We start from the raw sequence: 25,949 nt of genomic DNA on the forward strand, positions 1-25,949 counted from the left end.
CCGATTCCCCAGAGGCGGTCCACTACGGCGGCGTACTGTGGCAGACTGCGCGGCCAGCCCAGCCGACGAGCGCTTCTCATGTCCGTTATCGGCCCGGTCGAGTTCTACATGACCGTTGGATGTGGTCTCTGCGACGAGGCCATGGCGATGCTGCAGCCGATCGCACAGCGGCTCGCCATCGACGTTCAGGTCCGCGACGTCCTCGACGATCCGGACTGGGAGACGCGCTACGGCGTGCGCATCCCGGTGTTGCGACGTGGCGACACCGGTGCCGAGATCGGCTGGCCGTTCGATGATGCGGCACTGTACCGGTTCCTCCTGTGAGTCCGCGCCATGCGCTGCTCGCGCTGCTGCTGTTCCTGGTGCTGACACCGGCGGCAGCGGCGGCACCCTGGGTGCTCATCGATACCGACCGTGACCTCGTGGAGGTGCGCGACGGCGGACGTGTCGTCGACGTCTTCGAGGATATTTCCTGGGGCCGCGGCGGCGTTGCCGACCTCCACCTGAACGGCGACGACACCACGCCGACCGGGGATTACCGGGTCACGCGGATCGACCGTTCCAGCCGCTTCCACGTCTTCATCGGCCTGGATTACCCGACCCTGGAGCACCTCTCGCGCGCCTATCAGCGCGGCGTGATCGACAACGCCCGCTATCGCGAGCTGCGCGATATCGCCTACGCCGGCCGTCCCCTGCCCCAGGACACCGTGCTCGGCGGCTATATCGGCCTGCACGGCCTCGGCCGTGCCGATCCGGAGTGGCACGAGCGTTTCCACTGGACCGAGGGATGCGTCGCGCTCACCGATGCACAGATCGACCAGCTTCTGAGCTATATTCACGAAGGCAGCCGCGTCGTCATTCGTTGACGGCCTGTCCGGCACGGCCGCTCACCGCGGACAGGCTTGCAACAGCCGCGGCGAACAGTGATGATTGGGCAACGATAACCGTCCGTCGGGCGGTTGAGCGACGTTCGACCACACCTATGCACGACAAGGCAAGGAGTTGCTCCATGACTACCACGCTCAGCACTGCGCTCAAGATCTCCGCCGCCGCCGCCTCCATGGCACTGCTCGTCGGCTGTGCCTCCCAGGCGACCGAGGACATGAACGCGCGCATCGACGAGGCGATGATGACCGCCGAGGATGCTCAGTCCACCGCCAACGAGGCCCAGTCCACCGCGAACGCCGCCATGGCCGCCGCCGAGGATGCCCAGGCGACCGCTGACGATGCCATGAGCGCTGCCCAGGCCGCGCAGTCCACGGCAGACCAGAACGCCCAGAAGATCGACCGCATGTTCAAGAAGGCGATGTACAAGTAAACACGCCTTCCCGGCCGATCGAGAACCCGCGTCCCTCTGGGCGCGGGTTTTTTCGTCCGGGCCACCGGTAACGACGCACAGGAACGCCCCATGTCGCTGTTTCAACGTCTTCGTAACCGCTCCACCGCGCGCCGTGGCGGTGGTGCCGGCACCGGTTACCGCCGGTGGTTCGGGCTGGCCGGCGGCGTGATCGCCGTGGTGGTCCTGGCGATCGCCGGACTCGGCTGGTACTGGAGCCAGTCGCCGGCGGCCTTTGACGTGGTCGCGGCCACGGCGCAGCGCATGCCCGAGGGGCGCGATCCCCAGTCGGTACCCGGCAGCGTTACCACCGCCACGCTCATGAACGTCGCCGGCCGGCTGCTCGACAAGCCGGGCGGCTATATCGGCAACGACGTCATGCCCCCGGGCGTGATCATGGACAACATGCCGAACTGGGAATTCGGTGTAATCGTGCAGGTCCGCGATCTGGCCCAGGCCCTGCGCAACGACATGAGCCGTTCACGCTCGCAGTCCACCGAGGACACGGACCTCGCCGTTGCCGAGCCGCAGTTCAATTTTCCCTCGGATTCCTGGTGGTTCCCCGCCTCGGAGAAGGAATACCGCAAGGGTATCGGGGCGCTGGACCGCTATTTCGGGCGCCTCGTCGATCCGGACAATGCGGACTCCCAGTTCTACGCCCGTGCCGACAACCTCAACGAGTGGCTGGGGCTGGTGAACAAGCGCCTGGGCAGTCTGGCCCAGCGCCTGAGTGCCAGTGTCGGCGAATACCGTTACAACACCGATCTCGCCGGTGACCGGGCCGCACGTCAGGCCACACCGGGCCGCGGCAGCGCGGTGGTGGCGGAGACACCGTGGCTTCAGGTCGACGACGTGTTCTACGAGGCCCGGGGCAGCACCTGGGCGCTGATGCATTTCCTGCGGGCGGCGCGCGTCGATTTCGCCGACGTGCTCCGGGACAAGAACGCGGAAGCGAGCATGGACCAGATCATCCGCTCGCTGGAGCAGTCCCAGCGGCCGGTATGGAGCCCCGTCGTGCTCAACGGCGACGGCTTCGGACTGCTCGCCAACCACTCGCTCACCATGGCCTCCTACATCGCCCGGGCCAACGCGGCGATTATCGAGCTACGCCGGCTCCTCAGCGAGGGCTAGGGGACGCCCTGGCCCGCCACGCTACCGTTGCGCGGGTGATGCAGTGGCAGCGGGGTGATCGCCCCGCGGGGCCCCGCCTCGACCCGCCGAGGCCGCCCTCCCTCGAAGACGATCATCTCGCCGGCCCGGATCGGGCTCCAGACCTCGTTGTCCGTGAGTGGCTGGGTCGCGATGACCGTGACCACGTCGTCCGGCGTGGTGACCTCGGCGAAATCCACGCACACCTCCGCATCCCGCAGCCGCGCCTCGCCGAATGGCGCGCAGCGCGTCAGCCAGTGCAGGTGGGTCGAGCAGTACGTGTGGAGCACGTGACCGTCGGAGAGCAGCATGTTGAACGTCCCCTGCTCCTGGAGTCGCGCGCACAGCCGGCGGAGATAGCGCCACGCGGTTTCGCGCCGCCGCGGCGGCCGCGGGAAGCGCTCCCGGAGCTCGCCGAGCAGCCAGCAGAAGGCGTACTCGCTGTCGGTGTTGCCGATGGGGCGGTAGTGGCGCATGGGCCAGCGGCGCACGCCCCGCAGACGCCCGTTGTGGGCAAAGACCCAGGGCCGCCCCCAGAGCTCCCGCTGGAACGGATGGGTGTTCTCCAGCGCCACCCGGCCGTGGGTGCCCTGGCGGATGTGGCAGATGACGTTACGGCTCTTGATCGAATAACGCTGGATCAGCCGTGCGACCTCGGAGTCCGCGCTCGGCGCCGGGTCATGGAAGAGACGGCAGCCGCGGTCTTCGTAGAAGGCGATCCCCCAGCCGTCCCGATGCGGGCCGGTCCGTCCGCCGCGCTGCATCAGCCCGGTAAAGCTGAAGCAGATGTCGGTGGGGACGTTGGCGCTCATGCCCAGCAGCTCGCACATGGTATTGCAGGCCTCAGGGGGTTTCGGGGGCTTCGGGGCAATCGGCGAGCAGGCGGTAGAGGTCGCGCAGGATCGCCGCGGTGGCGCCCCAGATGTAGTAGTCCCGGTACGGGATCGCGCAGAGACGGTAGCGCCGTCCGCCGTGGCTGACAGGGTGCGGGCGGTGGTTGGTCACGTCCAGCACGTACTGGAGCGGCACTTCGAAGATCTCGTCGACCTCCACCGGGTCCGCAACCAGGTGCGCTTCCGGGTCCACCAGACCCACCCAGGGCTGGATACGGAAACCGGTGCCGGTGGGGTACTCGGGCAGGGAGCCGAGGAGCTCGACGGACGTCTGCGACAGGCCGATCTCCTCCTCGGCCTCACGCAGGGCCGCGGCGAGGCTGGAGGGATCGTTCGGCTCGATGCGTCCGCCGGGAAAGCTGATCTGTCCGGCGTGGGCACGCAGGTGGGGCGTGCGGCGCGTGAGGATCAGATGGAGGCCGCCGGGACGCTCGACCAGTGGCACGAGCACGGCGGCCGGGTGCAGCGGTGCGTCCTCCGGGATGGCGGCGCGGATCGGCATGCGCGCCGCCGCGAAGCGCTCTCTCACCCAGCAGGACTGAACCGGAACGGTCATGGATACCTTCATGCAAACGTAATACGAGGATTATAAGGGTTCGACGCCCGGGCGACAGGATCGTTCGTCCCCGCCGGAAGGACGTGCCTCGGCGGGGAAATTCAGTCATAATGGTGCCGGACTCCGAACGATGATGATCCGGCCATGCGTTATCTCAACGGCATACTGGGGGCATTTGCGATTCTCGCGGCCAGCGGCGGGCCCGCCGTGGCCGGCGAGGTGTGGCATAGCCCGATGCGCCCGCAGCTCGAGCTCACCACCGAGCTGAGCGAGGCGCTGAATGTCCGTTTCGGGATCAGCACGGATACGGATCCGAGCGTCGGCAGCGGGTGGCGCGGCTATGTCCCCACCGGGCGACAGGGACTCGGTGCCTCGGCAATGGTCGACTGGGAGTTCCCCGCGGCGTCCGGCATGCGCCTGACCGGCGGCGCCTTCTACGGCAACTCCGACTGGGGCTGGCAGGGGGGTGGCAGCGCGGGCGTGGACGGCAGTCACGACGACACCGGCTACAGCTTCGACGGCAGCGGCGACTGGACGCCCTACCTCGGCCTGGGGTGGGACCAGCACTTCGGCGAGGACAGCCGCCTGGGGCTGCAGCTCGACATGGGCGTGAAGTTCGAGGGTGTCACGGATCTCGACCGCAAGGATCAGCTCGATCGCATGCGCGAGGAAGCGGCGCTGAGTACGCAGTTCGAGAGCTTCCGCTACGTGCCCATGTTCTCCGCCGGGGTCGAATACCGGTTCTGATTGCGGGGCGTCATCAGCCGGTGACGCCCTCGCCCTCCTCCAGCATCGCGTTCACGTAACGGCCCAGCTCGCTGGCGTCGAACTTCGCCAGGAAGTCGTCCGCACCGACCTTCTCGACCATCGCCCGGTTGAACACGCCGGACAGCGAGCTGTGGAGCAGGATCTTCAGGCCGCGCAGGCGTTCGTCGGCACGGATGCGGCTGGTCAGGGTGTAGCCGTCCATGCGCGGCATCTCGATATCGGAGATCACCAGCGCGACCGAGGCGAGCGTTTCCTCGTCGGTGTCGCGCAGCCACTCCAGGGCCTCCTCACCGTTTTTGGCCACGGTCACGTCCCAGCCCGAGGGCTCGAGCGTGCGCTGGATCTGGTTACGGGCGACGCTGGAGTCGTCGACCACCAGCAGCCGGTTGCGCTGGGGCGGTGCGGCGCTGTGCTCGAAATCGACATCCCGGGGCAGCGGATCGCCCATGACCTCGGCCAGGACCTTCTCCACGTCGAGGATCTGCACGAGGACGCCGTCGACGCGGGTCACCGCCGTGACGTAGCCGCGGTCGGCGATGTGCTGGGGCGGCGGGAGGACGTCTTCCCAGCTGACGTTGACGATGCGGTCCACCTCGTCGACGAGGAAGCCCTGCACCGTCCGGTTGTACTCCGTGATCACCACCGAGCCCGCGTCGCCGTGCTCCGCCGATCGGATCGCCTGGGCAAGGTCGATGATGGGGATGGTCTGGCCCCGCAGGTGTGCGATCCCGCGCACACCGGGGCGCGAATCCGGCATGACCGTCACACGCGGCGAACGGATCACTTCGCGGATCTTGAACACGTTGATCCCGAAGTACCGCCGCCCGATCTTGAACAGCAGCATCTCGAACCGGTTGTGCCCGGCCAGCTGCGTGCGCTGGTCGATGCTGCCCATCGCCTTGGCCATATTTCCGCCCCCAGTCCCGTCGTGTAATCCCCGATGGTCATTATATCGGCCGAAGGGCGCCCGGCTATAGCCCTTTCGGGTTATCGGGGGCCTGTCGGGCGATGCCGGTTCCCGCCGCACGCCGCATGTCGTCCGGGAAGGTTTGCGTTCTCCCCCGGGGACCGGTACATGTGCACTTGAAGGGGGCGGCGCGCGGCTATTCGCCACGCCGTGACGAACGATAATGAAACGTTTCGCTAGGGGGGGGAGTCCGTGAGCCTCAAGACCCGATTCCTGCTCCTTGCCGCGACGTTGATCGTGCTGGCCTCCGTCGCCGCCTGGGCGGCCTTTCAGCGCATCGCCGAGGGGATTATCGAGCAGTGGGGACAACGGACCGCCGAACTCCAGGTTCAGTACGACAGCGCCCGGCTGCTGCAGCCGCTGGAGCGGGAGATCGCGCTCTCCCGCCAGCTGGCGGACTCGCTCGTGCTGCGCCGCTGGGCGAACGCCCCGGATGACCGGGCGCTCAGGCAGCAGGCCCTCCAGGAAATGGAGAGCTTCCGGCGCAATTTCCGCAGCAACAGCTACTTCGTCGCCCTGCGTGACTCCGGCGCCTACTACCACAACAATGCGGACAATGAATTCGAGGGCCGGGAACTGCGCTATAACCTGGACCCGAAGGATCCGGCCGATGCCTGGTTCTACCGGCTCATCGAGGCGGGGCGGGATTTCCATCTCAACGTCAATCCCGATGACGAGCTGGGGGTCACCAAGCTGTGGATCGACGTCCTGCTGCGTGCCGACGACGGCCGGGTTCTCGGCATCGTCGGCACGGGCCTGGATCTCGAGGACTTCCTGCGGGATACCGTTGACCTCAGTCAGCCGGGCATCACGACGCTGTTCGTCGACTACAACGGCGCGATCCAGCTCTACCGCGATCAGCGGCTGATCGACTTCGCCACCATCGTCAAGCCGGAGGGCCAGAAGAACACCATCGACCTGCTCCTGGACACGCCGACGGACGAGGCGCGAATCCAGGAAATGATGCTCTCGCTGCGCCAGGGGGATACGGGACCGGCGACGGTCCGTACCAACTTCGTCTCGGTCCGGGGCGAGCGTCACCTCGCCGGTATCGCTTATCTGCCCACCATCGGCTGGTACGAGGTCACGCTGCTCGACCTCGACACCCTGATGCCGGTGAACCGGTTCGCACCGGTGGCGGCGGTGTTCGCCGCCGCCCTGCTGGCGAGCCTGCTCGTTTTCCACCTGGCGGTGCAGAAGCAGATTCTCGGGCCGATCGGGGTCCTGGAGAGCGCAATGAACCGGGTGCGCCGCGGCGATCTCACCCCCGCCGCCCTACCCTCCGCGCCGGGGGAAATCGGCCGGCTGATCCAGCACTTCGACAGCATGGCCGGCGCCATCCGGTCCCAGACCTCGGAGCTCGAACGCAAGGTCGCCGAGCGCACCGAGGCCCTGCACAACCTCGCGCGCATCGATCCCCTGACCGAGCTCAGCAACCGCCGGGGCATGACCGAGCTCATCGTCGAGACCATCGCCCGCAGTACACGCGATCACCACGCCTTCGGGGTGATCTGGCTGGATCTGGATCACTTCAAGAGCCTGAACGACAGCCTCGGCCATTCCGCCGGAGACCGTGCCCTCACCGAGGTGGCACGGCTGCTCCGTGCCAGCCTCCGCGATTACGATCATGCCGCGCGCTGGGGTGGCGACGAGTTCCTGGTCCTGCTCTCGCCCTGCGACGCCCGGATACTCGGCCAGATCGCCGAACGCATCCGCGCGAGCATCGAATCGGACGCCCGCTCCGTCGGTCAGCCGCTTACCGTGAGCGTCGGCGCCTATCTGGCCCGGCCGGGGGAGGATATGGAACGCGTGCTCCGGCGTGCCGACGAGGCCCTGTACGCGGCCAAGGCCGGCGGTCGTAACGGTCTGCGCATCGCCGGTCGCGCGGGAACCTCGAGACCGCCGGCGTAGCGGCTCGTCGGAAACGGGCGGGGGGCATGCGGGGCCGGCCGCCGTAGCCCGCTAGGTGGTATGCCCGCTGGTTTGTCCCGTCGGCGTTCCCTGGTGAAAGATCATTCGCCAGTGCCCGGCCTCCCTGAGCCAGACGGAGGAGCGTAGCGCGTGCCGGCTCAGGTGACCGTCCGCCGATACGCGTGCCGAGCGGTACGTCACCAGCACGGTGCCCGGCGCGATACGTCGGCAACGGAATCCCTCGGCGTGAACGCCGGGCGGTTCCCCGTCGCTCAGGTTTGCAAGGATGGCGTCGCGGCTGTGCTCCCGCCCGGAGTAGCCAATCTCGCGGAAATCCGGATGCAGCAACACCAGCAGCCGTTCGCGGGACCGTCGCCGTACGGACCGGTGCAGCTCCCGCTCCAGTGCCTCCAGCTCGTCGGCCACCGTCACCCCGCAGAACGCCCGATACCGAGATGCGCCCCGAGCTCGTCGAGGTGGTCCACGATCAGGTCCGCCTCAGTCGTAAAATGGCCGTTGTGCCCGTTGCGCAGCAGGCACGCATGGGCCCCGGCGGCGCGCGCGGTCTGCAGGTCGTAGACGAAGTCGCCGACGTACATCATGCGCGCGGCGGCCACGCCGAGGCGCGCCACGATACGGTACAGGCCGTCCGGATCGGGCTTCGGCCGGCAGTCCTCGCGGGTGAGTATCAGGTCCACCGGGATATCGAGGGCACGGCGCATGGCCTCGGTGGTGACGCGGGCGTTGCGGGTGAGGATGGCCACGGGGACACCCATGAGGTTCAGGTCCGTCAGCAGTTCCCGTGCGCCGGGGATCCACGTCGCCGCCTCGGCCCCGGCCATCTCGTGACGCTGGATCACCGTCCACGCCCGCTCCACCGCCGCGGCATCATCCAGGGTCTCCATATGCTCGATAAGGCCGATCCCTTCGGGAAACCCGAGTTCCCGGCGCATGGCGGCGAAGTCGAGGCGGGAATCGACCAGGGTGCCGTCCAGATCGAATGCCACGGCGTCGATGCCCGTGCGGTAATCCATGCGTCCTCCGGACGGTCCAGCCGTCGTGTCACGGTGAATGCCTGCGGACGGATCAGTCTACGCGATGCGGCACAGCGCCACAGCGGCCGTCGTGCCCCGTGATCCCGACCGGGCCCGTGTTCCGCGGCGATACCCCGTCCCGGACCGGTGGGCGTCACCTGCCGCGGACCACGGTCCCCGCCAGCGTGAGCATCCGTTCTACCGGCGGCGACGACGCCCGCCCCGGGGCGGCCGCGAGGCCGAAGCGGCGGCAGAGCGGCGGGTCGAGTCCGGCCACACGCAGCCCCTTGCGCCGCTCGGGCAGGGTCGATTCCGGCACCAGGCTGACGCCGACACCCTCGCGCACGAGCGCCACGGCACTGGCCCAGTCACGCACTTCCACCCGTACGTCGACCAGCGACAGCCCGGCCGCTTCCACGATGGTGCCCGCATGGACATGACACCCGCCGGTGGCCAGTACGAAAGGCGCCGTTGCGAGCGCCGCGAGCGACACCGCGCCGCCGCCACGGGCCAGGCGATGCCCCACCGGCATGACCGCCACCCAGGCGTCCTCGCCGATCGCGATGGCGTCGCCGTCACGGGGCGGGTTGAGCACGACCCCGAGGTCGATCGTGCCGGCCGCGAGCCAGGCCTCGACCTCGCGGTCGTCCGTTTCCAGTGCCACGACCGCCACGTCGGGATAGAGCGAGCGGTAACGCCGCAGAAGCGGCGGCAGTATCGTCGCGTAGACGCTGGGGAACGCGGCGATACGAATCGAGCCGGCCTCCTCGCCCGCGGCCATGGCCGCCTCGCGCCGCATCGCCTCCAGGTGGGAGAAGGCGCTACGGGCATGCGCCAGGGCCCGTTCGCCGAACGCCGTCAGCTCGACGCCATGGCGCTGGCGGACCAGCAGCGTGGTGCCCAGCGTCTCCTCCAGGGCCCTGAGTGCCTGACTCATGCCCGATTGCGTGATGCCGACGGACTCGGCAGCAGCGGTAAAGCTCCCTGCCTCGGCGACGGCGATCAGGCTGCGCAGCTGTGTGAGGTTCATAGTGGCTGGGATCATACCAATTCAAACGGGGCGGGATGCCGCCTCGTCTTCCTGCCGGCCCGGTATCCGTGGCGCCGACGCGTCCCCGGTATCGAGCGCCAGCGTACACCGTCTCTCGCCGGCGGCCACGATCGTTGGTGTCGTGCCGGCCGAACGCGGGGACGTGTACGACCGGCACGACCGGCACGACCGGGGCCGGGCGGCGTGGCGGCATGAACCCGCCCCCGCCCTCTGCTACCGTGGCGTTCACCCAGGAACCGCCCACGCCGCGGCGCATGTCCCCGCCCGCAGGGAGCCCCGATGAAGAACGCCTCGCTCCGCTACCGCTCGTTCGGGCCGCCGCTGGACACCCTTGAACTGGCGGAGACCGACGTGGCACCGCGACCGGAGGGTGCCCTGCGCGTGGCCATGTCGCTGGCCCCGGTCAATCCCTCCGACCTGATCCCGGTGACCGGCGCCTACGCGCACCGGATCGCGCTGCCGGCGGTGGCCGGCTATGAGGGCGTCGGCGTGGTGGTCGAGGCAGCCCCGGCGTATTCCGGGCTGATCGGGCGGCGCGTCCTGCCCCTGCGAGGTGCCGGGACCTGGCAACGCCTCGTGGACTGCGATCCCCGGCTCGCCGTTCCGGTACCTGACGATGTCGACGACCTCCTTGCCGCACGCGCCTACATCAATCCCCTGGCGGCGACGACGCTGCTGCGGCTCTGGTCGGTCCGGGGCAGGCGCGTGCTGCTGACCGGGGCGGGATCGACATGTGCCGCGCTGCTCGGCGCCTGGGCGCGGTTCGACGGCGCCGTGGCGGTGTACGGGATCCACCGGTCCCCCGGCCGCGCGGCCGGTCTGGCCGAACGCGGAATCCTTCCCGTATCCCAGGACGATCATCGCACGCTCGATCGCCTCGCCGCGGAGGTCGACCTGACCTTCGATGCCCTCGGCGGCCCGCTCGCCACCCGGATACTGGGGCGCATGAAGCCCGGCAGCGCGTTCATCGGGTACGGCCTGCTGAGCGGTCGACCGGTCGCTCCCTCACGCTCGAACCGTGCCCGACTGCACCGATTCCACCTTCGCGACGAGCTTGCCGTGATGGACGCGGCGACATGGCAGCAGGCATTTCGCGGGTTATGGCCCCGTCTGCGGCAAACCGCGCTGCCCGAGCCCTCCCGCTTTGCGCTCGCACAGTGGCGCGACGCCATCCGGCATTTCTCGATACCGGGTACGACGAAACCGCTGATTCGATTCGGTGTCACCGACAGGGGGCCGTGAATCCGCCCAGGGCCGCGGCGGGCCGAATGCGCGGGACCGGGGCTCGCGTCTGATCCTCTTCGGCGGCTATCCGGCGGGCTGGCGCATCGACGCGACGGAGGACGTCATTCGCCAACGCGAGGCGGTCATGACGCTGACGGCGACCGGTTGGGGCCAGGACAATCCGGCCTGCCGGCAGATCTTCTCGTCGACGTTCATGCCCGGCGCGACGGCCGGCGGGCTGACGTGGTTCAACGAATTCCAGCGCGCCACGACCTCGCCCGCCAACGCCGTGATATCCCTGTCGACCTTCGGTGATATCGACGTCCGCGCACAGCCCACGAAGGTGCGCCTACCGACGCTCGTGTTTCGTTCGCTGCGCGATCAGCGAATTCCGGCGGCAACCGGGCGCGACATCGCCGCGACCATTCACGCGGCGGAGTTCCTCGGCCTGGAAAGCGACGGCCACCTGCTGCTCGGACGCGAGCCCGCGTCGCGGGTCTTTGTCGACGCCGTCCACGAATTCCTGGCGTGGCCCTTACAGTAGGTCACAGTGTTCGTGGCCCCGGATGAAGAACGCGACACCGAAACCGCCTTATAGTAGAAACACTTATATCAGATTATTTTTCGAGTAATTTTACTTCTGTTACCCGGTGTCTCACTGTCTGTCGCGGCACCCACGTGACAGGAGAGCCACCGATGAAACTCTATTTCGCCAGCGATACCTGCTCCTTCGCGCCGCATGTCGTACTCCAGGAGCTCGGCCTGCCCTACGACCTCGTCCGGGTGAATAACCGGACGAAGCGCACGTCGGAGAACGGCGACTTCCTCGCCATCAATCCGAAGGGCTATGTCGCGGCACTGCAGCTCGATTCCGGCGACGTGCTGACCGAAGGACCGGCCATTCTTCAGTACCTCGCGGACCTGGTGCCGGACGCCGGGCTCGCCCCGCCGAACGGGACACTGGAACGCGTACGGCTTCAGGAGGGACTCAGCTTCATCACCAGCGAGCTCCATGCCGGGGCCGCCCCGCTGTTCAACGCGACCCTGCCCGGTGCGGTGCAGGACGTGTTCAGGGACCGGCTGTACAGGCGCCTGGATGTCGTGGATACGACGCTCGCCGGCCGGGCCCACATCGTCGGCGATGGCTTTACGGTCGCGGACGCCTACCTCTTTACCGTCCTCGGCTGGATGCCGTTTTTCGGGATCACGCTCGAGCGCTGGCCGACCGTCGCCGACTACATACACCGGATCGAGGCACGGCCGTCCGTGGCCGCCGCACGGGCGCGGGAGGCCGACATTCCGCCGGTGGCGTAAGCCCCGCCGGGCAGACTGCCGTCGGGGCGCCTCCCGCAAGGCCCCTCCGCGGCACTCTCGCCGCTCTCGCTGCCCTCGCGCGCCGGGTCGCCGGTATAATCCCGACGTCCCGGAACGGGCACCCGCCGTCGGTGACCGGACACGGCCCCGGCGGCAACGCACGCACGAAGGAGTTGATGAGCGTTATGTTTGCGAGAATACTCGTCTTCTGTGTCAGCGCGGGCCTGCTTGCCGCCTGCTCGAATGCCGTACGCGAGGGCGGCGAGAGCGTCGCCCCCGATCTGGACGGCGCCTGTGACCGGGCCCTTGACTACGACCTGGACTTCGATCGCTTTGACGAGGTCGCTCAGCAGATCGCCCACGCCACGGGCTGCTTCATCGAGGTCGATGACATGGCCGCCGCCGGGAAAGTGAGGCCGAATGCGGTTCAGGGACACATGACACCGCGCGAGGCCGTTTACGTCGCCATCGAAGGGACCGCGCTTTCCGTTGTGGAAAACGAGCCCGATCGTATCGCGGTCGGGAAGCGGTAATGGCGCAGGGTCGCACCCCGTGGCCATTCCCGGGTGCGCCAGCCTCGACGCATTCGAGCGCCGGTCCCGCTCGGCACGGGGCCGGCGCTCGACCGGCCGGGAGTGAACCTCCGCGGTCAGTCCTCCGAGCGTTCCCGCTCGAACCGCCGGCTCGCTTCGTCCTGCTCGACCGCGGCATAGAAAACGAGACGCAGGTGCTTTTCCTCGTCGACGATGAAGGTGGAATGCTCGAACGTGACCGTACCGATGTCGTCGACGACGAAACGGCGCAGGCCCCGACAGCGACCGTGCACGTCGTGCCGGCGCCAGAGATCGGCGAACGAAGGCGATCGCCGTTCCAGTGCCTCGACCAGGCCGAGCATGTCCTCGTCGTCGGGCGCCTGTGCGTAATCGCGCCGGAAACTCGCCAGGATCTCGGGCGCCTGAGCGTCCCAGTCCACGATACGGCGGGACACGTCGTCGTCGGCGAACAGCATCCAGAGCATGTTCCGCTCGCCGGGGTCGCGGTCTGCGAAGCCGAACAGTCGCTGCGCGGCCGCATTCCAGCCAACGACGTCCCAGCGCAGGTTCATGACGTACGCCGGGCGCAGGTTCAGATCGTCGAGCAGACGGTGAACGAGGGGCGGCAGCTCGCACCACGGCCGCCCGTTGACGGCCGGTGGACGGTGGTGCGCGAGAAGGAAGAGGTGCCGGCGCTCCGTTTCATCGAGCTTGAGCACGCGGGAGACGTCGTCCAGGAAGGCGCTCGAGACCGTGATATCCCTGCCCTGCTCCAGCCACGTGTACCAGGTGAGTCCGACGCCGGCGAGCGCCGCGACCTCCTCGCGCCGCAGGCCCGGCGTCCGGCGCCGCTTGCCGGCGGGCAGTCCCACGTCGAGCGGTGACAGCGCCTCCCGCCGTTGGCGCAGGAAATCCGACAGTTCGGTCCGCGTACGCTGGAGACGCCGCTCGGTGCTGTTGCCCATAGTAATAGTATAATTGACTATATAGTAACAGGATAATAGGCCTCTTATCGTATGGCTTCAACGATAAGGAGCCACCATGTCCGACAACTGCACACCGGCCCTCGAATGCCCCGCACGCGCGATGGCCGACGACCGTCAGGCGCCCCCCGTGATCGCGCTGGTCATCCTGCTGCTTGGGGGGTTCGTCACCGTTTTCGACCTGTTCGTCGTCAACGTCGCGATCCCCTCCATCCAGGGCGATCTCCACGCCGAGTTCGCCGAGATCGGTTTCGTCATTGCCGGGTACGAACTTGCCTTCGGCGTGCTGCTCATCGCCGGCGGGCGCCTCGGCGATATTCATGGACGCCGCCGGCTGTTCGTGCTCGGGATGCTCGGGTTCGCCGTCACGTCGTTCCTCTGCGGTATCGCACCGGACGCGGAGACCCTGATCGCGGCGCGTTTCCTGCAGGGCGCGACCGCCGCGATCCTGTTTCCGCAGGTCTACGCGCTGCTGCGCGTGCTCTACGACGATGCCGGGCGCCGTCGCGCCTTCGCCCTGCTCGGAATGACACTGGGACTGGCGGCCATCGCCGGACAGGTGATGGGCGGACTGATCGTGGAGAGCGACCTGCTCGGCCTCGGCTGGCGCAGCGTCTTCCTCATCAATCTGCCGATCGGCGCCGTCGCCGCCGGCCTCGCCCGTTCGATACCGGAGTCGAGGGCACCCCACGCGATCACCGTGGACTGGCCCGGGGTCGCCCTGGCGACGGCGGGCCTGTTTCTGCTGCTCCTGCCCCTGCTCGAGGGGCCCAATACCGGTTGGCCGGCATGGACGTGGCTATGCTTTGCCGCATCGGGACTGCTGCTGCTCGCCTTCGTCTGCTGGGAGCGGCGTGCCGCGGTGCGCGGCCACCATCCGGCCATCGATCTCCAGGTGTTCCGGGATCCCGGATTCTCCGCCGGCGCGGTGGTGGTCTTTCTGATCTATTCGACCGCCACATCGTTGTTTCTGTGTTTCGCGCTTCTGGTGCAATCCGGCTTCGGGCTCACACCCTTCGAGGCGGGAATGCTGTTCGCCCCCGCGAGCATGGGATTCGTCGCGTCATCGCTGCTCGCCCCGAGGCTGGTCACGCGCCTGGGTAATCCCGGTATCGCCGGCGGTGCCCTGATCTATGCCGCGGGGATCGGATGGCTCATCGGTGATGCCTACGTGGTCGCCGATCACGGCGAGGTCGGGACCCTGGTGCCGGCACTCGTGCTGTTCGGTTTCGGCCAGGGCCTGTCGATGACGCCACTGCTCAATCTCGTCATCAGCTTTGTCGAGACGCGCCATGCGGGCATGGCAGCCGGTTTCATATCCACCATGCAGCAGGTCGGCGGCGCTTTCGGGGTGTCCATCGCCGGCATCTTCTTCGTCCAGGTCCTCGGCGGACGCGGTGGCGCGGACATCACCGATGCGTCCCGCTATGCCGATGCCTTCGGCGGCGCGATGACGTATAACCTGACCGCGGTCCTGGTGGCCTCCGCCCTCATCGGCTGGATATCGCGCCGACAGGCGGCCTCGTGATGTCGAGGAGATTCGCGCCGCCGGGGCACGGCCGGTGTCCCGGCCCGCCGTGGCGGTCGCCGCGCGCGAAGTGTGGGCCGCAACCGCTATATGCCCGCCGGTCCCGAACTGCGGTATCCTCCGGGTGGTCCGGACCGTCTCGGATCGACGCGACGCGTTCGCCGATTCGGCGGGGTCCTGACCGCCCGGTATGATCCCCCATCGCCCTGAGTGCACGACATTCGAGAGGAAAACCCCATGACCACCCCCAGGATCCTGGCCTTCGCCGCTTCGACCCGGACCGGCTCGTTCAACGCCAGGCTCCTCGATGCCGCCGTCAGACATCTGAGGGACGCCGGGGCGGAGGTGACCGACATCAGCCTCGCCGACTACGACATGCCGATCTACAACGGCGACATCGAGGCGGACGACGGCGTGCCGGAAGCGGCCGGGAGGCTGCACGAACGCTTCCGCACCCACGACGGCATATTCATCGCGAGCCCGGAATACAATGCCAACGCCACGCCCCTGCTCGTGAACTCGCTCGCCTGGCTGTCGCGGGTGCAGGAGAATGGCGGCGCGGGCGCGGCGTTCGGCCAGCCGGTCTTCGCGCTCGGCAGCGCCTCACCCGGCGGCTTCGGCGGCTACCGGGGGCTGATGGCGCTGCGCCACATGCTGGAGCTGCAGCTGGGCGCCCGGGTCCTGCCGCAGATGGTCTCGGTTGCAGGGGCTCATGAGGGCTTCGACAGCGACGGCGAGATCGTCGCCGAATTCCCGAGGAAGATGCTGAAGGCCGTCGTGGACAGCCTGGTGAAAACGGCGGGCTGACGTATCGGGGCCGGCGTGCTCCGCCCACGCCGGCTGCCACCCCGTTACCCGCGCGACGACGCAGAGCGGGAGACCAGCCCGCGAACGGGTTGGAGAAACGGATCGCTCCCCGGATTCGGGACGGCCGTCGAGACACAGCCCGGGCCCGTGAAGCCGCTCCACCCGTCAACGCTTGCCACAACCTCCGCCCCGCCGGCCCGGCACTTCCGGTCGTCGCCGGGCCCGGGCCTGTGTGGCTACCTGATCACGGGGTTCCCGGCGCGCCAGCCTCTTGCCGGCGCGGCCGCATCCGGGCGGGAGCTGGCACCGGGACAGCGGCACGCGGTGGACGGTAGTGGCGGAGGAGGAGGGATTCGAACCCCCGGACCCTTGCGGGTCTGCGGTTTTCAAGACCGCCGCCTTCGACCGCTCGGCCACTCCTCCGTGAGCGCGCTATTCTCCCCCGAGGTGTCGCGGGACTCAAGCGCCCTCTATTGCAGCAGGGCCACCGTCTCGGCGTAGGCGTTCTCGATCTCGTCGGTCAACCCCTCGCAGTCCTGGGGCGCCAGGCCTGCCAACGTCCACGCCGGCGCCGTCTCCGGCACGATCGCACCGATATCGGCGACGCCGCCACGCAGGCCGATGGAGACCCGGCTGCCTAGGTGCACGATCGCCGCCTGCCCGTCGTAGGCAGTGGCGCGTTCGGGGTGCACGTGCCAGCGAACGGCCGCCGCAACGGCCTCGGGCAGGTGCCATTCGCTCAGCAGCTCACTGCCGACGACGGCCTCGTCGCTGGCCATTACCGCGCGCTCGATGGTCAGCAGCGGGTCCGTGCTGTCATGGAGTTCGTGGAGGAGTGCGCTGCGTGCCGCCTCCGGCAGCAGGAGGCACACGACGACGCTGCCGACGTCGTGGAGCAGCCCCCCGAGGAAGGCCCGGGCCGGGTCCATGCGCACCGTCGACCGTGCAGCGAGGCGGGCGCCGGCGACCGCGGCGTGCGCCGAGTTGCGGAAGAAGTCGTCCATGTTGACCAGCTCCGCCGGTACCCCGCGGAAGCTCTCGACTACCGACGTCGCCAGCACCAGTCCGCGGACCTCCTCCGCCCCGAGGAGCATGACCGCCTCCTCCACCGTGGCGATCTCCCGGCCGACACCGTAGTAGGGGCTGTTGACCATGCGCAGCACCCGGGCGGTTACCCCCGCGTCGACGCCGATGACCCGCGCTATGCGCCCCGGAGTCCACTCCGGGCGGTCGAGCTCGACGGTGAGCTGGCGGTAGACCTCCGGCGGGGACGGCAGATCATGCAGCGTGCGCACGAGGTCGTGTGCGACGGGACCGGCGCTCATCCCGCCCTCCCCCGGCGCGGGTCCGCGCTCGGCGGGGCCGGGCGTTCGCCATCGCCGTCCGGTGGAACGGTCGGGGTATAGCCGGGCAGTTCCACCCGTGCAATGGGGGTCTCGCGGGCCTCGCCGAGGTAGTGGCCCTGGACGTAGTCGACGCCGAGCTCGCGCACGGCCTCGAAGGCGGCCTCGGATTCGACGAATTCCGCGATGGTCTCCTTACCGAGACTGCGCGCGATGGAGATCATGTGGCGCACCAGGGCCTGGTCCACGGGATCGTTGGCGACGTTGACGATGAAGCTGCCGTCGAGCTTGAGGTAATCCACCGGAAAATGCTTGATGTAGTTGAAGGTGCTGAACCCGGAGCCGAAATCGTCCAGGGCGAAGCGGCAGCCGAGGGCCCGTAGCCGGGCGATCAGCTCGCGGCTGCGGGCCATGTTCTCGATCGCCGCGGTCTCGGTGATCTCGAACAGCAGGCGGTCCGAGGGCACGCGGCTCATCTCCAGCCGCCGTGCCAGCAGATCGAAGAGCTCGCGGTTGAGGAACGCATGGGCCGAGAGGTTCACCGAGACGCGCACGTCGCGTTCACCGCGGGGCTGGGCTGCAAGGAAGTCCAGCGCCCGGTCCACCACCCACATGTCGAGCCGGTGGATCAGCCCGGTGCGTTCGGCCACGGGGATGAACTCCCCGGGCATGCACACGTTGCCGTCGCGGTCGCGCATACGCAACAGGCACTCGTAGTGCGTGATGCGTCCGTCGCGGGTCCGCACGATCGGCTGGAAACACAGGAACAGCCGGTCCCGCTCGATCGCCTCGCGGATCAGCGGTGCCCAGGTGTGGTCGCGACGAAGGTAGTCCAGTTCCGGATCGCCCTCGCTGTACGCATGCACCCGGTTGCGCCCGTGCTGCTTGGCGACGAAGCAGGCCTGGTCGGCCTGCGCCATGAGCTCGCTGACCGCCGCGCTGCCGGTGCCGCCTTCGATGCCGGCGACGCCGATGCTCGCGCAGGTACGATACTGACGGCCGCCATGACGGAAGCCGTAGCCCTCGAGCTCGCCGCGTATGAATTCCGCACGTTCCAGCGCCTGCTCCGCGGACAGGTTTTCCAGGAGGACGGCGAACTCGTCGGAACCGATACGGGCCACCGTGTCGGTATGCCCGGCGTGGCGGCGCAGCAGGCGCGAGACCTCGATGAGAAAACGATCGCCGGCCTCGTGCCCCTCCAGGTCGTTGACCAGTTTGAACCGGTCCATGTCGATGAGCAGCAGCGAGCACGGGCGATCGAGGCTGGTGGCGCGAAAGATCGCGAGCTCGATAGCCTCCTTGAGACGACGGCGGTTCCAGAGACCGGTGAGATCGTCGTGATAGACGAGGTGCTCGAGCCGCGACTCCATGACCCGCAGCTCCGAGACCTCGGACTCCAGTGCCCGTTCGCGCAGGCGCAACGCACGGTGTTCGGCCTGGGTCCAGAGCAGCAGCGAGAAACGGTGGGCCATGCCCTCCTGCGCCTCACCGGTGGTGAGCACGTCGAGAAGCCCCCGCTCCCGGGCAGCCGCCAGATCGCCGGGACGCACGCCGGCGCGGGAGCGGCGCAGCAGGACCAGGCCGACCCCCGCCTCCTGCGCCAGCGCCAGCAGATCCCGGCCTGGACGGCTGTCCGCCTCGCCCAGCAGTGTCTCGCCCACGACGGCGAGGAGCATGTTGCTACGGGGATCATTGATGCATGCCCGCAGATGCTCACGCACGCCCTCCAGACTGTGGACCACGCCACGGACGCTGAGACCGGCGGTCTGGAGGTTGCTGGATGTCGCCATGGCCACGGCGGGCTCGCCGTCGGCGATCAGAATCGAGCCCTCTCCGCCGTGCTCAACAGCAGCCATGAATTAGTGCCCCTTGGTTTCTTTTTTCAGGGCAGGATCACCCCGTTGGGGCCGTTAGTGGTCGGGGCCCCGTTTCGAGCGCATTCACGCTTTGTCCCCCAAGCAGCTGTTACTAAAGCATATCGGATGCGCTTTCACAAATGACGCCGTTATCGGCGACCCGCCACCGCCTTCGGAATCACGGGCGCCGCCCCCATACTGAACGCATCGTCCGCCAAGGAACCGGGATGCCCTCAATGACTGTGACCCTGCTGATCATCGGCGTGACCGTCGCCGTCTCCCTCGCCGCCTGGCAGCGCCCCACGCTGTTCGACGCGCTGATCTACTGGCCTCCGGGCGTGGCGCGGGGCGAGTGGTGGCGGCTGCTCACCCACGGCTTCATTCACGCCGACGGCGCTCACCTGCTGTTCAACATGGTGACGTTCTACTTTTTCGGCCGGGTCATGGAGCAGGTGCTGGTGCCCTACATCGGCGCGCCGGGCTACGCGCTGTTCTACCTCGCGGGGATCGTGGTCGCCATCGTGCCGACGCACATGCGTCACCGCCACGACCGCCTGTACCGCAGCCTGGGTGCCTCCGGTGCGGTATCCGCGGTCCTGTTCGCCTATATCCTGCTGCAGCCGTGGTCGACCCTGCTGGTGTTTTTCCTGCCGGTACCCGCGATCATCTTCGCCGTCGCGTATGTGGGCTACTCGGTCTGGGCCGACCGCCAGGCATCGGATAACATCAACCATGGTGCCCATCTCGCCGGGGCCGCTTGGGGCGTGGTGTTCATGCTCGTGCTGGAGCCGCGGCTGGCGGGCCACTTCCTCCATGCACTGCTGACCCCGCTGGGCTAGCCGGCCGCATCGGCCGTGACGCCGCCCTTTCATTGGTCGACCGGGGGCTCCTGCTGCGTTAGCTTTGTCGCAGAGGAACGGATTCAGTGACGAACCGAGCATGTTCCATGCATGAGTGAACAGCGCCTCCCCTGGGACGACCTCCGGCTGGTCCTGGCGATTGCGCGTACGGGTTCCCTGTCCGGGGCGGCACGCCGGCTCCGGGTCAGTCACGCCACCGTCTATCGCCGCCTCGGTGACCTGGAGCGGCGTCTCGGCGTGCGCCTGTTCGAACGCCAGCGAAGCGGCTACACGCCGACGCCCGCCGGCGAGGAGGCCGCCGCGGCGGGCAAAAGGGTCGAGGACGAGGTCCTTGCGGTGGAGCGCCGGGTCGTCGGTCAGGACCTGCGGCCGTCCGGTACCGTTCGGGTGACCACCACGGACAGCCTGCTTCTCGGTCTGCTCTCGCCGCTGTTCGCCCGTTTCCGCCGCCTCGAACCCGACATCGCCCTGGAAGTCTCGGTGTCGGACGTGCTGTTCAGCCTGCCCCGGCGCGAGGCGGATGTCGCCCTGCGGGTGACCAGGCGGCCGCCGGAGCACCTCGTCGGCCAGTGTATCGGCACCCTGGCCCAGGCGGCGTATGTCTCGCGGGATCTCGTGACCGATCCGTCCTCGTCCCCGGATCCGGAAGAGCTGGACTGGATCGGGCCGGACGAGAGCTGGAGTCAGCGGGAGCTGATCCGGTGGATGGACGCGAGTGGCCACGATGGGCGCTGCCGGTTCCGGGCGGACACCCTGGTCGGCATGTACGCGGCGGTGCGGGAGGGGATCGGCGCGGGGGTGCTGCCCTGCTATCTCGGCGACGCCGAGCCGCGCCTCACTCGTCTGACTGCACCGGTGCCGGAGCTTGCCATGGACCTGTGGATCCTGATGCATCCGGATCTTCGCGGGGTGGCGCGCATCCGGGCCTTTGCCACGTTCATGCGCGAGGCGGTGCGCGCCCTGCAGGACCGTCTCTCCGGCCACGGCTGATCCGGCACCGCGGTTCGCCCCGGGATCATGGTTGTACGGGCATTACGATGCCCCGCCCGCCTGCACCGGCCACTCCCCTACGGAGTGCCGCGGCACCGCTGCGGTAAGGCCGCCGCCCCGCCGTCCCGGCGGCGGGCCCGCCGTCGGAGCGCGCGCGCGGCGCGAAACAAGGCCCGCAACGCTGCGCTGATCAGGTACAGCGTGACGGCACCGCGAGCGGCAGCCTGCATCTCCAGGCTCTGGTGCATCAACGTGCCGGTACGCAAATCGTTGTCAGGTGTGGGCACCTTCCGGTTTTCCGCATTCATGGCGACCTCCCTTGATGTCGCGATCCCGCGTCCGCCCGCTACCGATTGCCGGGTCGAACCGCACTACGCCGTGATCAGCGTGTTCCGGGAAGCGTAAGCCTGTTCCTGAATGCAAAAAATTCCATATAGGCGGGGATTGAGTTTGCATTAGTGCAAACTCTTGGGCGTGATCGTCGAGGGTGCGCAACGCGCACCGAGCGGACAAGGCAGCGGGTCGGGATCACCGGATGTCTTTACGCACGGCAGGCCCCCCACCGTGATCCGTGGGGGTGGGAAGTGTCCTGCCGCTACGTCTCGGCCGGCGACGGTCGCAGCGACTCGTCCCGGAGCGCCCTGGCGCACTCGCCAATCAGGCCCGGCCCCCGGTAAATCAGGCCGGTATAGAGCTGGATCAGCGCCGCCCCGGCCCGGCGCCGTGCCGCCGCGTCATCGTCGCAGGTGATACCCCCGACACCGATCAGCGGGACCCGGCCATCGAGCGCCCCGGCGAGTTGCGTGAGCGTGCGGCCGGCGCGGTCACGCAGCGGGGCGCCGCTCAGTCCCCCGGTCTCGGCGGCCATGCGGCTATCGGTAAGGCCGTCCCGGGACAGCGTGGTGTTGGTCGCGGTAACGCCGTCGATGCCGCAGGCGAGCACGCGCTCGGCCATGACCGCGACCTCGCCCGCGGCCATGTCGGGCGAAATCTTGATCACCAGCGGGACGCGTCGGCCGTGCCGGCCGGTGAGACGTTCCCGGGTCTCGCACACCGCCTCGAGCAGCGCGCCCAGGTGATCGCCGCCCTGGAGCTCGCGCAGGCCGGGGGTGTTCGGTGACGACACGTTCACCACGACGTAGTCCGCGTGGGCGTAGACCCGTTCCAGGCAGTGCCGGTAGTCGTCCACCGCGGCGGTCAGCGGGGTGTCCCGGTTTTTGCCGATGTTGACCCCCACGACGCCCTCGAACCGCCGTGCCTGGAGGCGCCCGACCAGATGGTCCACGCCTTTGTTGTTGAAGCCGAAACGGTTGATCAGGGCGGTATCGCCGGGCAGGCGGAACAGTCGTGGGCGCGGGTTCCCCGGCTGCGGGCGCGGCGTCACCGTGCCCACCTCGACGAAGCCGAAGCCCAGCGCACCCAGGGCGTCGACGTGGTCGCCGTTTTTGTCGAGGCCGGCCGCCAGTCCCACCGGGTTGGGGAAACGCAGGCCCATGACCGTGACCGGGTCACCGGCGGGCGGCCGCGCGGCCAGCCCGTTCAGCCCCAGGGCATGGAGCCGGTCGAGGCCGGCAAGGGTCAGCTCGTGGGCACGTTCGGCATCCAGTGAGAACAGCAGCGGACGGATCAGGCGGTACAACGGCGCACTCCAGGCCGGCGGTGGCCGCCCCGGCGGCGTGCGGGGCGGGTTGAGGGCGATCAGTCGTCGCGGCGCAGGCGGCCGCTGACGCGGAAGCGGTTGCCGGGGCGGACGTCGACCTGTTCCACCTCCATGACCGCTTCCAGCGGATGGGGCTCGTCGGGGCGCTCCGGCACGCGCAGGCGCAGGCCCGCGCCGGGGACCACGGCGGCGTCCGTCTCGAAGGTGACCCGCTCGGCGGCGATCTGCAGGTCGGCCCCCTGCTGGATCCGCCGGCTGCCCTGCTCGCGGAAGGTTACCTCCGCCGCGGAGAATTCACTGCGGAAGCGGTTACGCGGTTCGGTATCGGTGGATATGCTCATCGTCGTCACCCCCAGCTCGGAAAACGGCGCGGGATTATCCCATCCCGACCCCGTCGCTGCCATACGATGGTGTCGTCATGGACGCGGGCACACAGGCCCGCGGACCTGCCCGCGAGTCGCGACCCCCGGCCGCCCTCCGCTGGCGACCTGCCAAGCATGGTCGCTCGCGGCACGTTTTGCCAGCCGGCCGCCCCGGCCACCGTGTTACGCTTGCCGTCACCCATGTGTAACGGGACTACCATGAGCGACACCCTGCCCGAGCTCGCACCGCGGCTGAGCGCCATCATCGAGGCGCTGACGCCGGCGTCCATCGTTGCCGTCGGAGGCGGACTGGCGCCGGAAGAGCGCTGGCACGCGATCACTACGACGCTCGCCGCCGACGATGCGCTGGGACATCTGCAGCCGGGCGTGCGCTTCGATCTGGCTCTGGCGGACGCCGCCACCGGGCCCGCTGGAGAAGACGCCGCCGTGATCCTGGCCCGCCTGCGCGACCTGTGCGCGAGGCACGTGCTGGTGGCTACCCATGATGGCGCCGCCGCGCCCTGGCGGCGGCGTGACCTCGTCGGTCTCGGTTATGTCCATCTCGGCGACTGCGTCGAAGGCCGACGCGAGGTGCGGTTGTTCGAATTCGATATCTCCACCTACAAGACGACGCCGGACTGGTTGAGCCCACGCAACTGGGCCAATCCGGAAATGTGGGACCGCTACCGCTGGTAGACGCCGGCCGCGCGGAGCCAGTGCAGGACCCTGTCGGCCACCGGCTGCCAGTGCGGCTCCAGCATCATGCCGTGTCCCACCCGGCCGGCGAGTTCGTAGTCCGCGCCGATCTGCTGCGCCGCGGAGCGCAGCTCTTCCGGTGCGAACAGCGCGTCCTCCGCGGCGGCCACCAGCAGTGTCGGCACCCCGGCCCGGCGCAGCGCCGCGGCACTCGGCAACGGTCCGAACGTCATCTCCCACAACGCCCGGGGCGATTCCCGCTGCATCAGCGGCGCGAAACGCTCGACCACTGCGTCCGGGACCCGCGGTGAGAACAGGGCGCGGCGGGCCACGTCGATATCCACCAGCGCCGGACCGGCCCCCTGAAGCATCGAGAGCTGGCCGGCGAGCATCGGGTCGCGCCCCATCAGGCGCAGGCCGGAGCCCAGCAGCCCGGTGGGCGGGACCGGTGCCAGCAGCACCGCTGCCGCAACCTCGTGCCGCGCGCGCTCGATCAGGCGCTGCACGACGAACCCGCCCATGGAGTGGCCGACGAGGATGCAGGGTTCCCCGGTCCGGGCCATTACCGACTCGACGTCCGCCACGTAGGCGGCGATGCCGGCGGTATCCAGGCGTCCGCCGCTGTCGCCGTGGCCGCGCAGGCTCACTGCGAGGCCGGGCACGCCGGCCGAGGCCAGGTGGTCCAGCCAGTGGGCCTGCCAGCACCAGGCGGCCGCATACGCACCGTGGACGAGGATCACCGGCGGCGAGCGGCGCCGGTGCACAGGCAGACCCGGGTGACGCACCTCCAGCGACGGCACCGGCCCTGCCGCCATGGCGTCCAGCCAGTCCGTCCAGGTACCGAACATCAGGCCTGTCCCCGCCGGCCGAGGACAAACCAGACCAGGCCGGCGGACTGCAACAGCGCCAGCGTCCCGAGGCAGACCGTGTAACCGGTAGCGCCGTAAGTGCTGGTCGCCGGATCCTCCCAGAGGTGAAGTACGCCGCCCATGCCCCACTGCACCGCGAACGCGCCAACGAACACCAGCAGATTCAGCGCGGTATTCGCGCGTCCGGCCAGCTGGCCGTGGAAGTGCTGCGAGAGCGCGGCGTACGGCACAGTGCCGGAGGTGCCGAGGAGACCGAAGGCCATCCACAGCATCAGCGGGAAGGCGCCGCCGGAGAGGATCAGCGCGATCTCGACGAGCAGGAAGCCCGTCATGCCGCACACGGCGACGGTCCCCGGTGCCACCCCGCGCCGCGCGAACCGGGTCGCCACGGTGCCGGAGAGCAGGAAGCCGGCCACCACCGCCAGGCTCAGCCCGGTGAGATGCAGGGCCACGCCGCCGCGGTCCAGCCCGGCCACGTCCCGTAGCCACGGCCCCGCCCACAGCCCCTGTATGGCGAGGAACGCCGCCTGCGAGGCAACCGTGAACGGTGCCAACCGCCAGAAATAGCGGTCGCGGAAGACCTTGGCAATCCCACCGAGCTGCTGTCCCAGGCCCAGATGCGCCGGGGCCTCCTCGTGTTCCGGCGCAACCTGGAGCAGTGTCAGCGAGATGAGCACGGAAAAACCCGCGAGACCGATGAACAGCATCTCCCAGCTCGTAAAGCCGAGCAGCCACTCCACCGGGGCGGTTGCGGCGAGGGCGCCCGTGCTGCCCACCGCCATCAGGCAGCCGTTGATGAACGGCAGCCGGCGCGCCGGGAACCACTGCACGAAGGCCTTGAACGCGGCCATCATGCAGCCGGATACGCCGAGACCGATAAACGCGCGCCCGACGGTCAGGCTGACCAGCGAGTCCCCCTGGGCGAACAGCCACGCGCCGAGCCCTGCGATCAGCAGCAATGCGGCCTCGACCCGCCGCGGGCCGAAACGGTCAAGCAGCATCCCCAGCGGCAGCTGGGCAACGGCGAACGCCAGGAAGAACGCGCTGGTGAGCAGCCCCAGGTCGGCGGCATTGATACCCGTGTCCGCCACCAGGTTGGGGGCGATCACGGAATTGACCGTTCGGTAGATGTAGGACAGGAAATAGCCGAGGGCGAACGGCACGAACACGCAGAGCGCCGTTGCCACGCCTGGCCTTGTCGATGTCTGTCCCGCCATGTCGCCGGAGGAGCTCATGCCCTGCCCCCTGTGCCCGAAAGC

At 68.8% G+C, this 25,949-nt stretch carries 29 protein-coding genes and 1 tRNA gene; 15 read left to right on the top strand and 15 right to left on the bottom strand.

All coding sequences use genetic code 11. From position 1 onward, the window contains the following. The first annotated feature begins 78 nt into the window (after positions 1 to 78). From ACEZHJ_RS14275 to ACEZHJ_RS14290, 4 genes are all read left to right on the top strand, one after another. Positions 79 to 324 carry a glutaredoxin family protein gene (locus tag ACEZHJ_RS14275; RefSeq protein WP_205599706.1) on the top strand — a complete coding sequence of 82 codons (246 nt, stop codon included), beginning with the start codon at positions 79 to 81 and terminating at the stop codon, positions 322 to 324. Beyond that, positions 321 to 866, top strand: coding sequence for a murein L,D-transpeptidase family protein (locus ACEZHJ_RS14280; protein WP_163138841.1), 546 nt, complete (start codon positions 321 to 323; stop codon positions 864 to 866). Before ACEZHJ_RS14275 ends, ACEZHJ_RS14280 begins: the two co-directional genes overlap by 4 nt. A gap of 143 nt (positions 867 to 1,009) precedes the next feature. Next, positions 1,010 to 1,318: an Lpp/OprI family alanine-zipper lipoprotein gene (locus ACEZHJ_RS14285; protein ID WP_163138840.1), complete on the top strand. Its 309-nt coding sequence runs from the start codon at positions 1,010 to 1,012 to the stop codon at positions 1,316 to 1,318. A gap of 90 nt (positions 1,319 to 1,408) precedes the next feature. After that, positions 1,409 to 2,467, top strand: coding sequence for a DUF2333 family protein (locus ACEZHJ_RS14290; RefSeq protein WP_163138839.1), 1,059 nt, complete (start codon positions 1,409 to 1,411; stop codon positions 2,465 to 2,467). Here ACEZHJ_RS14290 and ACEZHJ_RS14295 read toward each other — a convergent pair. Together ACEZHJ_RS14295 and ACEZHJ_RS14300 are read right to left on the bottom strand one after the other, a co-directional pair. Further along, positions 2,464 to 3,315: a class II glutamine amidotransferase gene (locus ACEZHJ_RS14295; RefSeq protein ID WP_163138838.1), complete on the bottom strand. Its 852-nt coding sequence runs from the start codon at positions 3,313 to 3,315 to the stop codon at positions 2,464 to 2,466. The two genes, ACEZHJ_RS14290 and ACEZHJ_RS14295, sit on opposite strands and share 4 nt — an antisense overlap. 13 nt (positions 3,316 to 3,328) lie before the next feature. Then, a complete protein-coding gene (locus tag ACEZHJ_RS14300; RefSeq protein ID WP_163138837.1) occupies positions 3,329 to 3,934 on the bottom strand; it encodes a CoA pyrophosphatase in 606 nt (201 codons plus the stop codon). Between the two features lie 144 nt (positions 3,935 to 4,078). Between ACEZHJ_RS14300 and ACEZHJ_RS14305 the strand changes: the two genes are divergently transcribed. Beyond that, the gene (locus ACEZHJ_RS14305) at positions 4,079 to 4,681 is read left to right on the top strand and encodes a hypothetical protein (protein WP_163138836.1); all 603 of its coding nucleotides are present in this window, start codon (positions 4,079 to 4,081) and stop codon (positions 4,679 to 4,681) included. 13 nt (positions 4,682 to 4,694) lie between these two features. On the opposite strand, the gene ACEZHJ_RS14310 is transcribed toward ACEZHJ_RS14305, so the two are convergent. Continuing rightward, positions 4,695 to 5,609 (bottom strand): chemotaxis protein, encoded by a 915-nt coding sequence (locus ACEZHJ_RS14310; RefSeq protein WP_163138835.1) that lies wholly within the window; start codon positions 5,607 to 5,609, stop codon positions 4,695 to 4,697. Positions 5,610 to 5,861: 252 nt separating this feature from the next. Between ACEZHJ_RS14310 and ACEZHJ_RS14315 the strand changes: the two genes are divergently transcribed. Beyond that, positions 5,862 to 7,580 (top strand): diguanylate cyclase, encoded by a 1,719-nt coding sequence (locus ACEZHJ_RS14315; protein ID WP_163138834.1) that lies wholly within the window; start codon positions 5,862 to 5,864, stop codon positions 7,578 to 7,580. Positions 7,581 to 7,631: 51 nt separating this feature from the next. Here the strand turns inward: ACEZHJ_RS14315 and ACEZHJ_RS14320 are convergent, their stop codons facing one another. The 3 genes from ACEZHJ_RS14320 to ACEZHJ_RS14330 all read right to left on the bottom strand — a co-directional run bounded on the left by ACEZHJ_RS14320 (position 7,632) and on the right by ACEZHJ_RS14330 (position 9,644). Continuing rightward, entirely contained in the window at positions 7,632 to 8,006 is a 375-nt protein-coding gene (locus ACEZHJ_RS14320) for a DUF4440 domain-containing protein (protein ID WP_375036644.1), read from the bottom strand. 2 nt (positions 8,007 to 8,008) lie between these two features. Continuing rightward, positions 8,009 to 8,614 (bottom strand): HAD family hydrolase, encoded by a 606-nt coding sequence (locus tag ACEZHJ_RS14325; protein WP_163138832.1) that lies wholly within the window; start codon positions 8,612 to 8,614, stop codon positions 8,009 to 8,011. Positions 8,615 to 8,768: 154 nt separating this feature from the next. Further along, positions 8,769 to 9,644, bottom strand: a complete 876-nt coding sequence (locus ACEZHJ_RS14330) for a LysR family transcriptional regulator (RefSeq protein ID WP_163138831.1) — start codon at positions 9,642 to 9,644, stop codon at positions 8,769 to 8,771. A 300-nt stretch (positions 9,645 to 9,944) separates the two neighbouring features. Here ACEZHJ_RS14330 and ACEZHJ_RS14335 point away from each other — a divergent pair, with 300 nt between their 5' ends. The 4 genes from ACEZHJ_RS14335 to ACEZHJ_RS14350 all read left to right on the top strand — a co-directional run bounded on the left by ACEZHJ_RS14335 (position 9,945) and on the right by ACEZHJ_RS14350 (position 12,736). Then, positions 9,945 to 10,907: a zinc-dependent alcohol dehydrogenase family protein gene (locus tag ACEZHJ_RS14335; protein ID WP_163138830.1), complete on the top strand. Its 963-nt coding sequence runs from the start codon at positions 9,945 to 9,947 to the stop codon at positions 10,905 to 10,907. A 127-nt stretch (positions 10,908 to 11,034) separates the two neighbouring features. Continuing rightward, entirely contained in the window at positions 11,035 to 11,433 is a 399-nt protein-coding gene (locus ACEZHJ_RS14340) for an alpha/beta fold hydrolase (RefSeq protein ID WP_205599705.1), read from the top strand. A 152-nt stretch (positions 11,434 to 11,585) separates the two neighbouring features. Beyond that, on the top strand, positions 11,586 to 12,203 hold the full coding sequence (gene gstA, locus ACEZHJ_RS14345; protein WP_163138829.1) for a glutathione transferase GstA: 618 nt from the start codon (positions 11,586 to 11,588) through the stop codon (positions 12,201 to 12,203). A gap of 176 nt (positions 12,204 to 12,379) precedes the next feature. Continuing rightward, entirely contained in the window at positions 12,380 to 12,736 is a 357-nt protein-coding gene (locus ACEZHJ_RS14350; protein ID WP_375036645.1) for a hypothetical protein, read from the top strand. A gap of 116 nt (positions 12,737 to 12,852) precedes the next feature. On the opposite strand, the gene ACEZHJ_RS14355 is transcribed toward ACEZHJ_RS14350, so the two are convergent. Beyond that, a complete protein-coding gene (locus tag ACEZHJ_RS14355) occupies positions 12,853 to 13,701 on the bottom strand; it encodes a helix-turn-helix transcriptional regulator (protein WP_163138827.1) in 849 nt (282 codons plus the stop codon). 76 nt (positions 13,702 to 13,777) lie between these two features. Between ACEZHJ_RS14355 and ACEZHJ_RS14360 the strand changes: the two genes are divergently transcribed. Both ACEZHJ_RS14360 and ACEZHJ_RS14365 read left to right on the top strand, forming a co-directional pair. Then, positions 13,778 to 15,247, top strand: a complete 1,470-nt coding sequence (locus tag ACEZHJ_RS14360; protein WP_163138826.1) for an MFS transporter — start codon at positions 13,778 to 13,780, stop codon at positions 15,245 to 15,247. A 237-nt stretch (positions 15,248 to 15,484) separates the two neighbouring features. After that, on the top strand, positions 15,485 to 16,054 hold the full coding sequence (locus ACEZHJ_RS14365; protein ID WP_163138825.1) for an NADPH-dependent FMN reductase: 570 nt from the start codon (positions 15,485 to 15,487) through the stop codon (positions 16,052 to 16,054). A gap of 335 nt (positions 16,055 to 16,389) precedes the next feature. Here ACEZHJ_RS14365 and ACEZHJ_RS14370 read toward each other — a convergent pair. From ACEZHJ_RS14370 to ACEZHJ_RS14380, 3 genes are all read right to left on the bottom strand, one after another. Next, positions 16,390 to 16,477 (bottom strand) — tRNA-Ser (locus ACEZHJ_RS14370). A 47-nt stretch (positions 16,478 to 16,524) separates the two neighbouring features. Next, positions 16,525 to 17,379, bottom strand: a complete 855-nt coding sequence (locus ACEZHJ_RS14375) for an HDOD domain-containing protein (RefSeq protein WP_163138824.1) — start codon at positions 17,377 to 17,379, stop codon at positions 16,525 to 16,527. Continuing rightward, positions 17,376 to 19,253, bottom strand: a complete 1,878-nt coding sequence (locus ACEZHJ_RS14380) for a putative bifunctional diguanylate cyclase/phosphodiesterase (RefSeq protein WP_375036646.1) — start codon at positions 19,251 to 19,253, stop codon at positions 17,376 to 17,378. The genes ACEZHJ_RS14375 and ACEZHJ_RS14380 overlap by 4 nt, the downstream gene beginning before the upstream one ends. Positions 19,254 to 19,489: 236 nt before the next feature. Between ACEZHJ_RS14380 and ACEZHJ_RS14385 the strand changes: the two genes are divergently transcribed. Together ACEZHJ_RS14385 and ACEZHJ_RS14390 are read left to right on the top strand one after the other, a co-directional pair. Continuing rightward, positions 19,490 to 20,092 (top strand): rhomboid family intramembrane serine protease, encoded by a 603-nt coding sequence (locus ACEZHJ_RS14385; RefSeq protein WP_018716844.1) that lies wholly within the window; start codon positions 19,490 to 19,492, stop codon positions 20,090 to 20,092. Between the two features lie 111 nt (positions 20,093 to 20,203). After that, positions 20,204 to 21,103, top strand: coding sequence for a LysR family transcriptional regulator (locus ACEZHJ_RS14390; RefSeq protein ID WP_018716845.1), 900 nt, complete (start codon positions 20,204 to 20,206; stop codon positions 21,101 to 21,103). Between the two features lie 77 nt (positions 21,104 to 21,180). Here ACEZHJ_RS14390 and ACEZHJ_RS14395 read toward each other — a convergent pair whose 3' ends face one another. The 3 genes from ACEZHJ_RS14395 to ACEZHJ_RS14405 form a co-directional block, all read right to left on the bottom strand. Further along, on the bottom strand, positions 21,181 to 21,411 hold the full coding sequence (locus ACEZHJ_RS14395; protein ID WP_018716846.1) for a hypothetical protein: 231 nt from the start codon (positions 21,409 to 21,411) through the stop codon (positions 21,181 to 21,183). A gap of 287 nt (positions 21,412 to 21,698) precedes the next feature. After that, positions 21,699 to 22,742, bottom strand: a complete 1,044-nt coding sequence (locus ACEZHJ_RS14400) for a quinone-dependent dihydroorotate dehydrogenase (protein ID WP_018716847.1) — start codon at positions 22,740 to 22,742, stop codon at positions 21,699 to 21,701. Between the two features lie 59 nt (positions 22,743 to 22,801). Further along, positions 22,802 to 23,104, bottom strand: coding sequence for a hypothetical protein (locus ACEZHJ_RS14405; RefSeq protein WP_018716848.1), 303 nt, complete (start codon positions 23,102 to 23,104; stop codon positions 22,802 to 22,804). 240 nt (positions 23,105 to 23,344) lie between these two features. Here ACEZHJ_RS14405 and ACEZHJ_RS14410 point away from each other — a divergent pair, with 240 nt between their 5' ends. Then, positions 23,345 to 23,821, top strand: coding sequence for a DUF6231 family protein (locus ACEZHJ_RS14410; RefSeq protein WP_018716849.1), 477 nt, complete (start codon positions 23,345 to 23,347; stop codon positions 23,819 to 23,821). On the opposite strand, the gene ACEZHJ_RS14415 is transcribed toward ACEZHJ_RS14410, so the two are convergent. Together ACEZHJ_RS14415 and ACEZHJ_RS14420 are read right to left on the bottom strand one after the other, a co-directional pair. Continuing rightward, positions 23,809 to 24,669 (bottom strand): alpha/beta hydrolase, encoded by an 861-nt coding sequence (locus ACEZHJ_RS14415; RefSeq protein WP_018716850.1) that lies wholly within the window; start codon positions 24,667 to 24,669, stop codon positions 23,809 to 23,811. The genes ACEZHJ_RS14410 and ACEZHJ_RS14415 overlap by 13 nt on opposite strands. Beyond that, positions 24,669 to 25,877, bottom strand: coding sequence for an MFS transporter (locus ACEZHJ_RS14420; RefSeq protein WP_026320892.1), 1,209 nt, complete (start codon positions 25,875 to 25,877; stop codon positions 24,669 to 24,671). Before ACEZHJ_RS14420 ends, ACEZHJ_RS14415 begins: the two co-directional genes overlap by 1 nt. Positions 25,878 to 25,949: the final 72 nt, after the last annotated feature.

This window comes from Arhodomonas sp. KWT2 (genome assembly GCF_041949875.1).
GTDB lineage: Bacteria > Pseudomonadota > Gammaproteobacteria > Nitrococcales > Nitrococcaceae > Arhodomonas > Arhodomonas aquaeolei.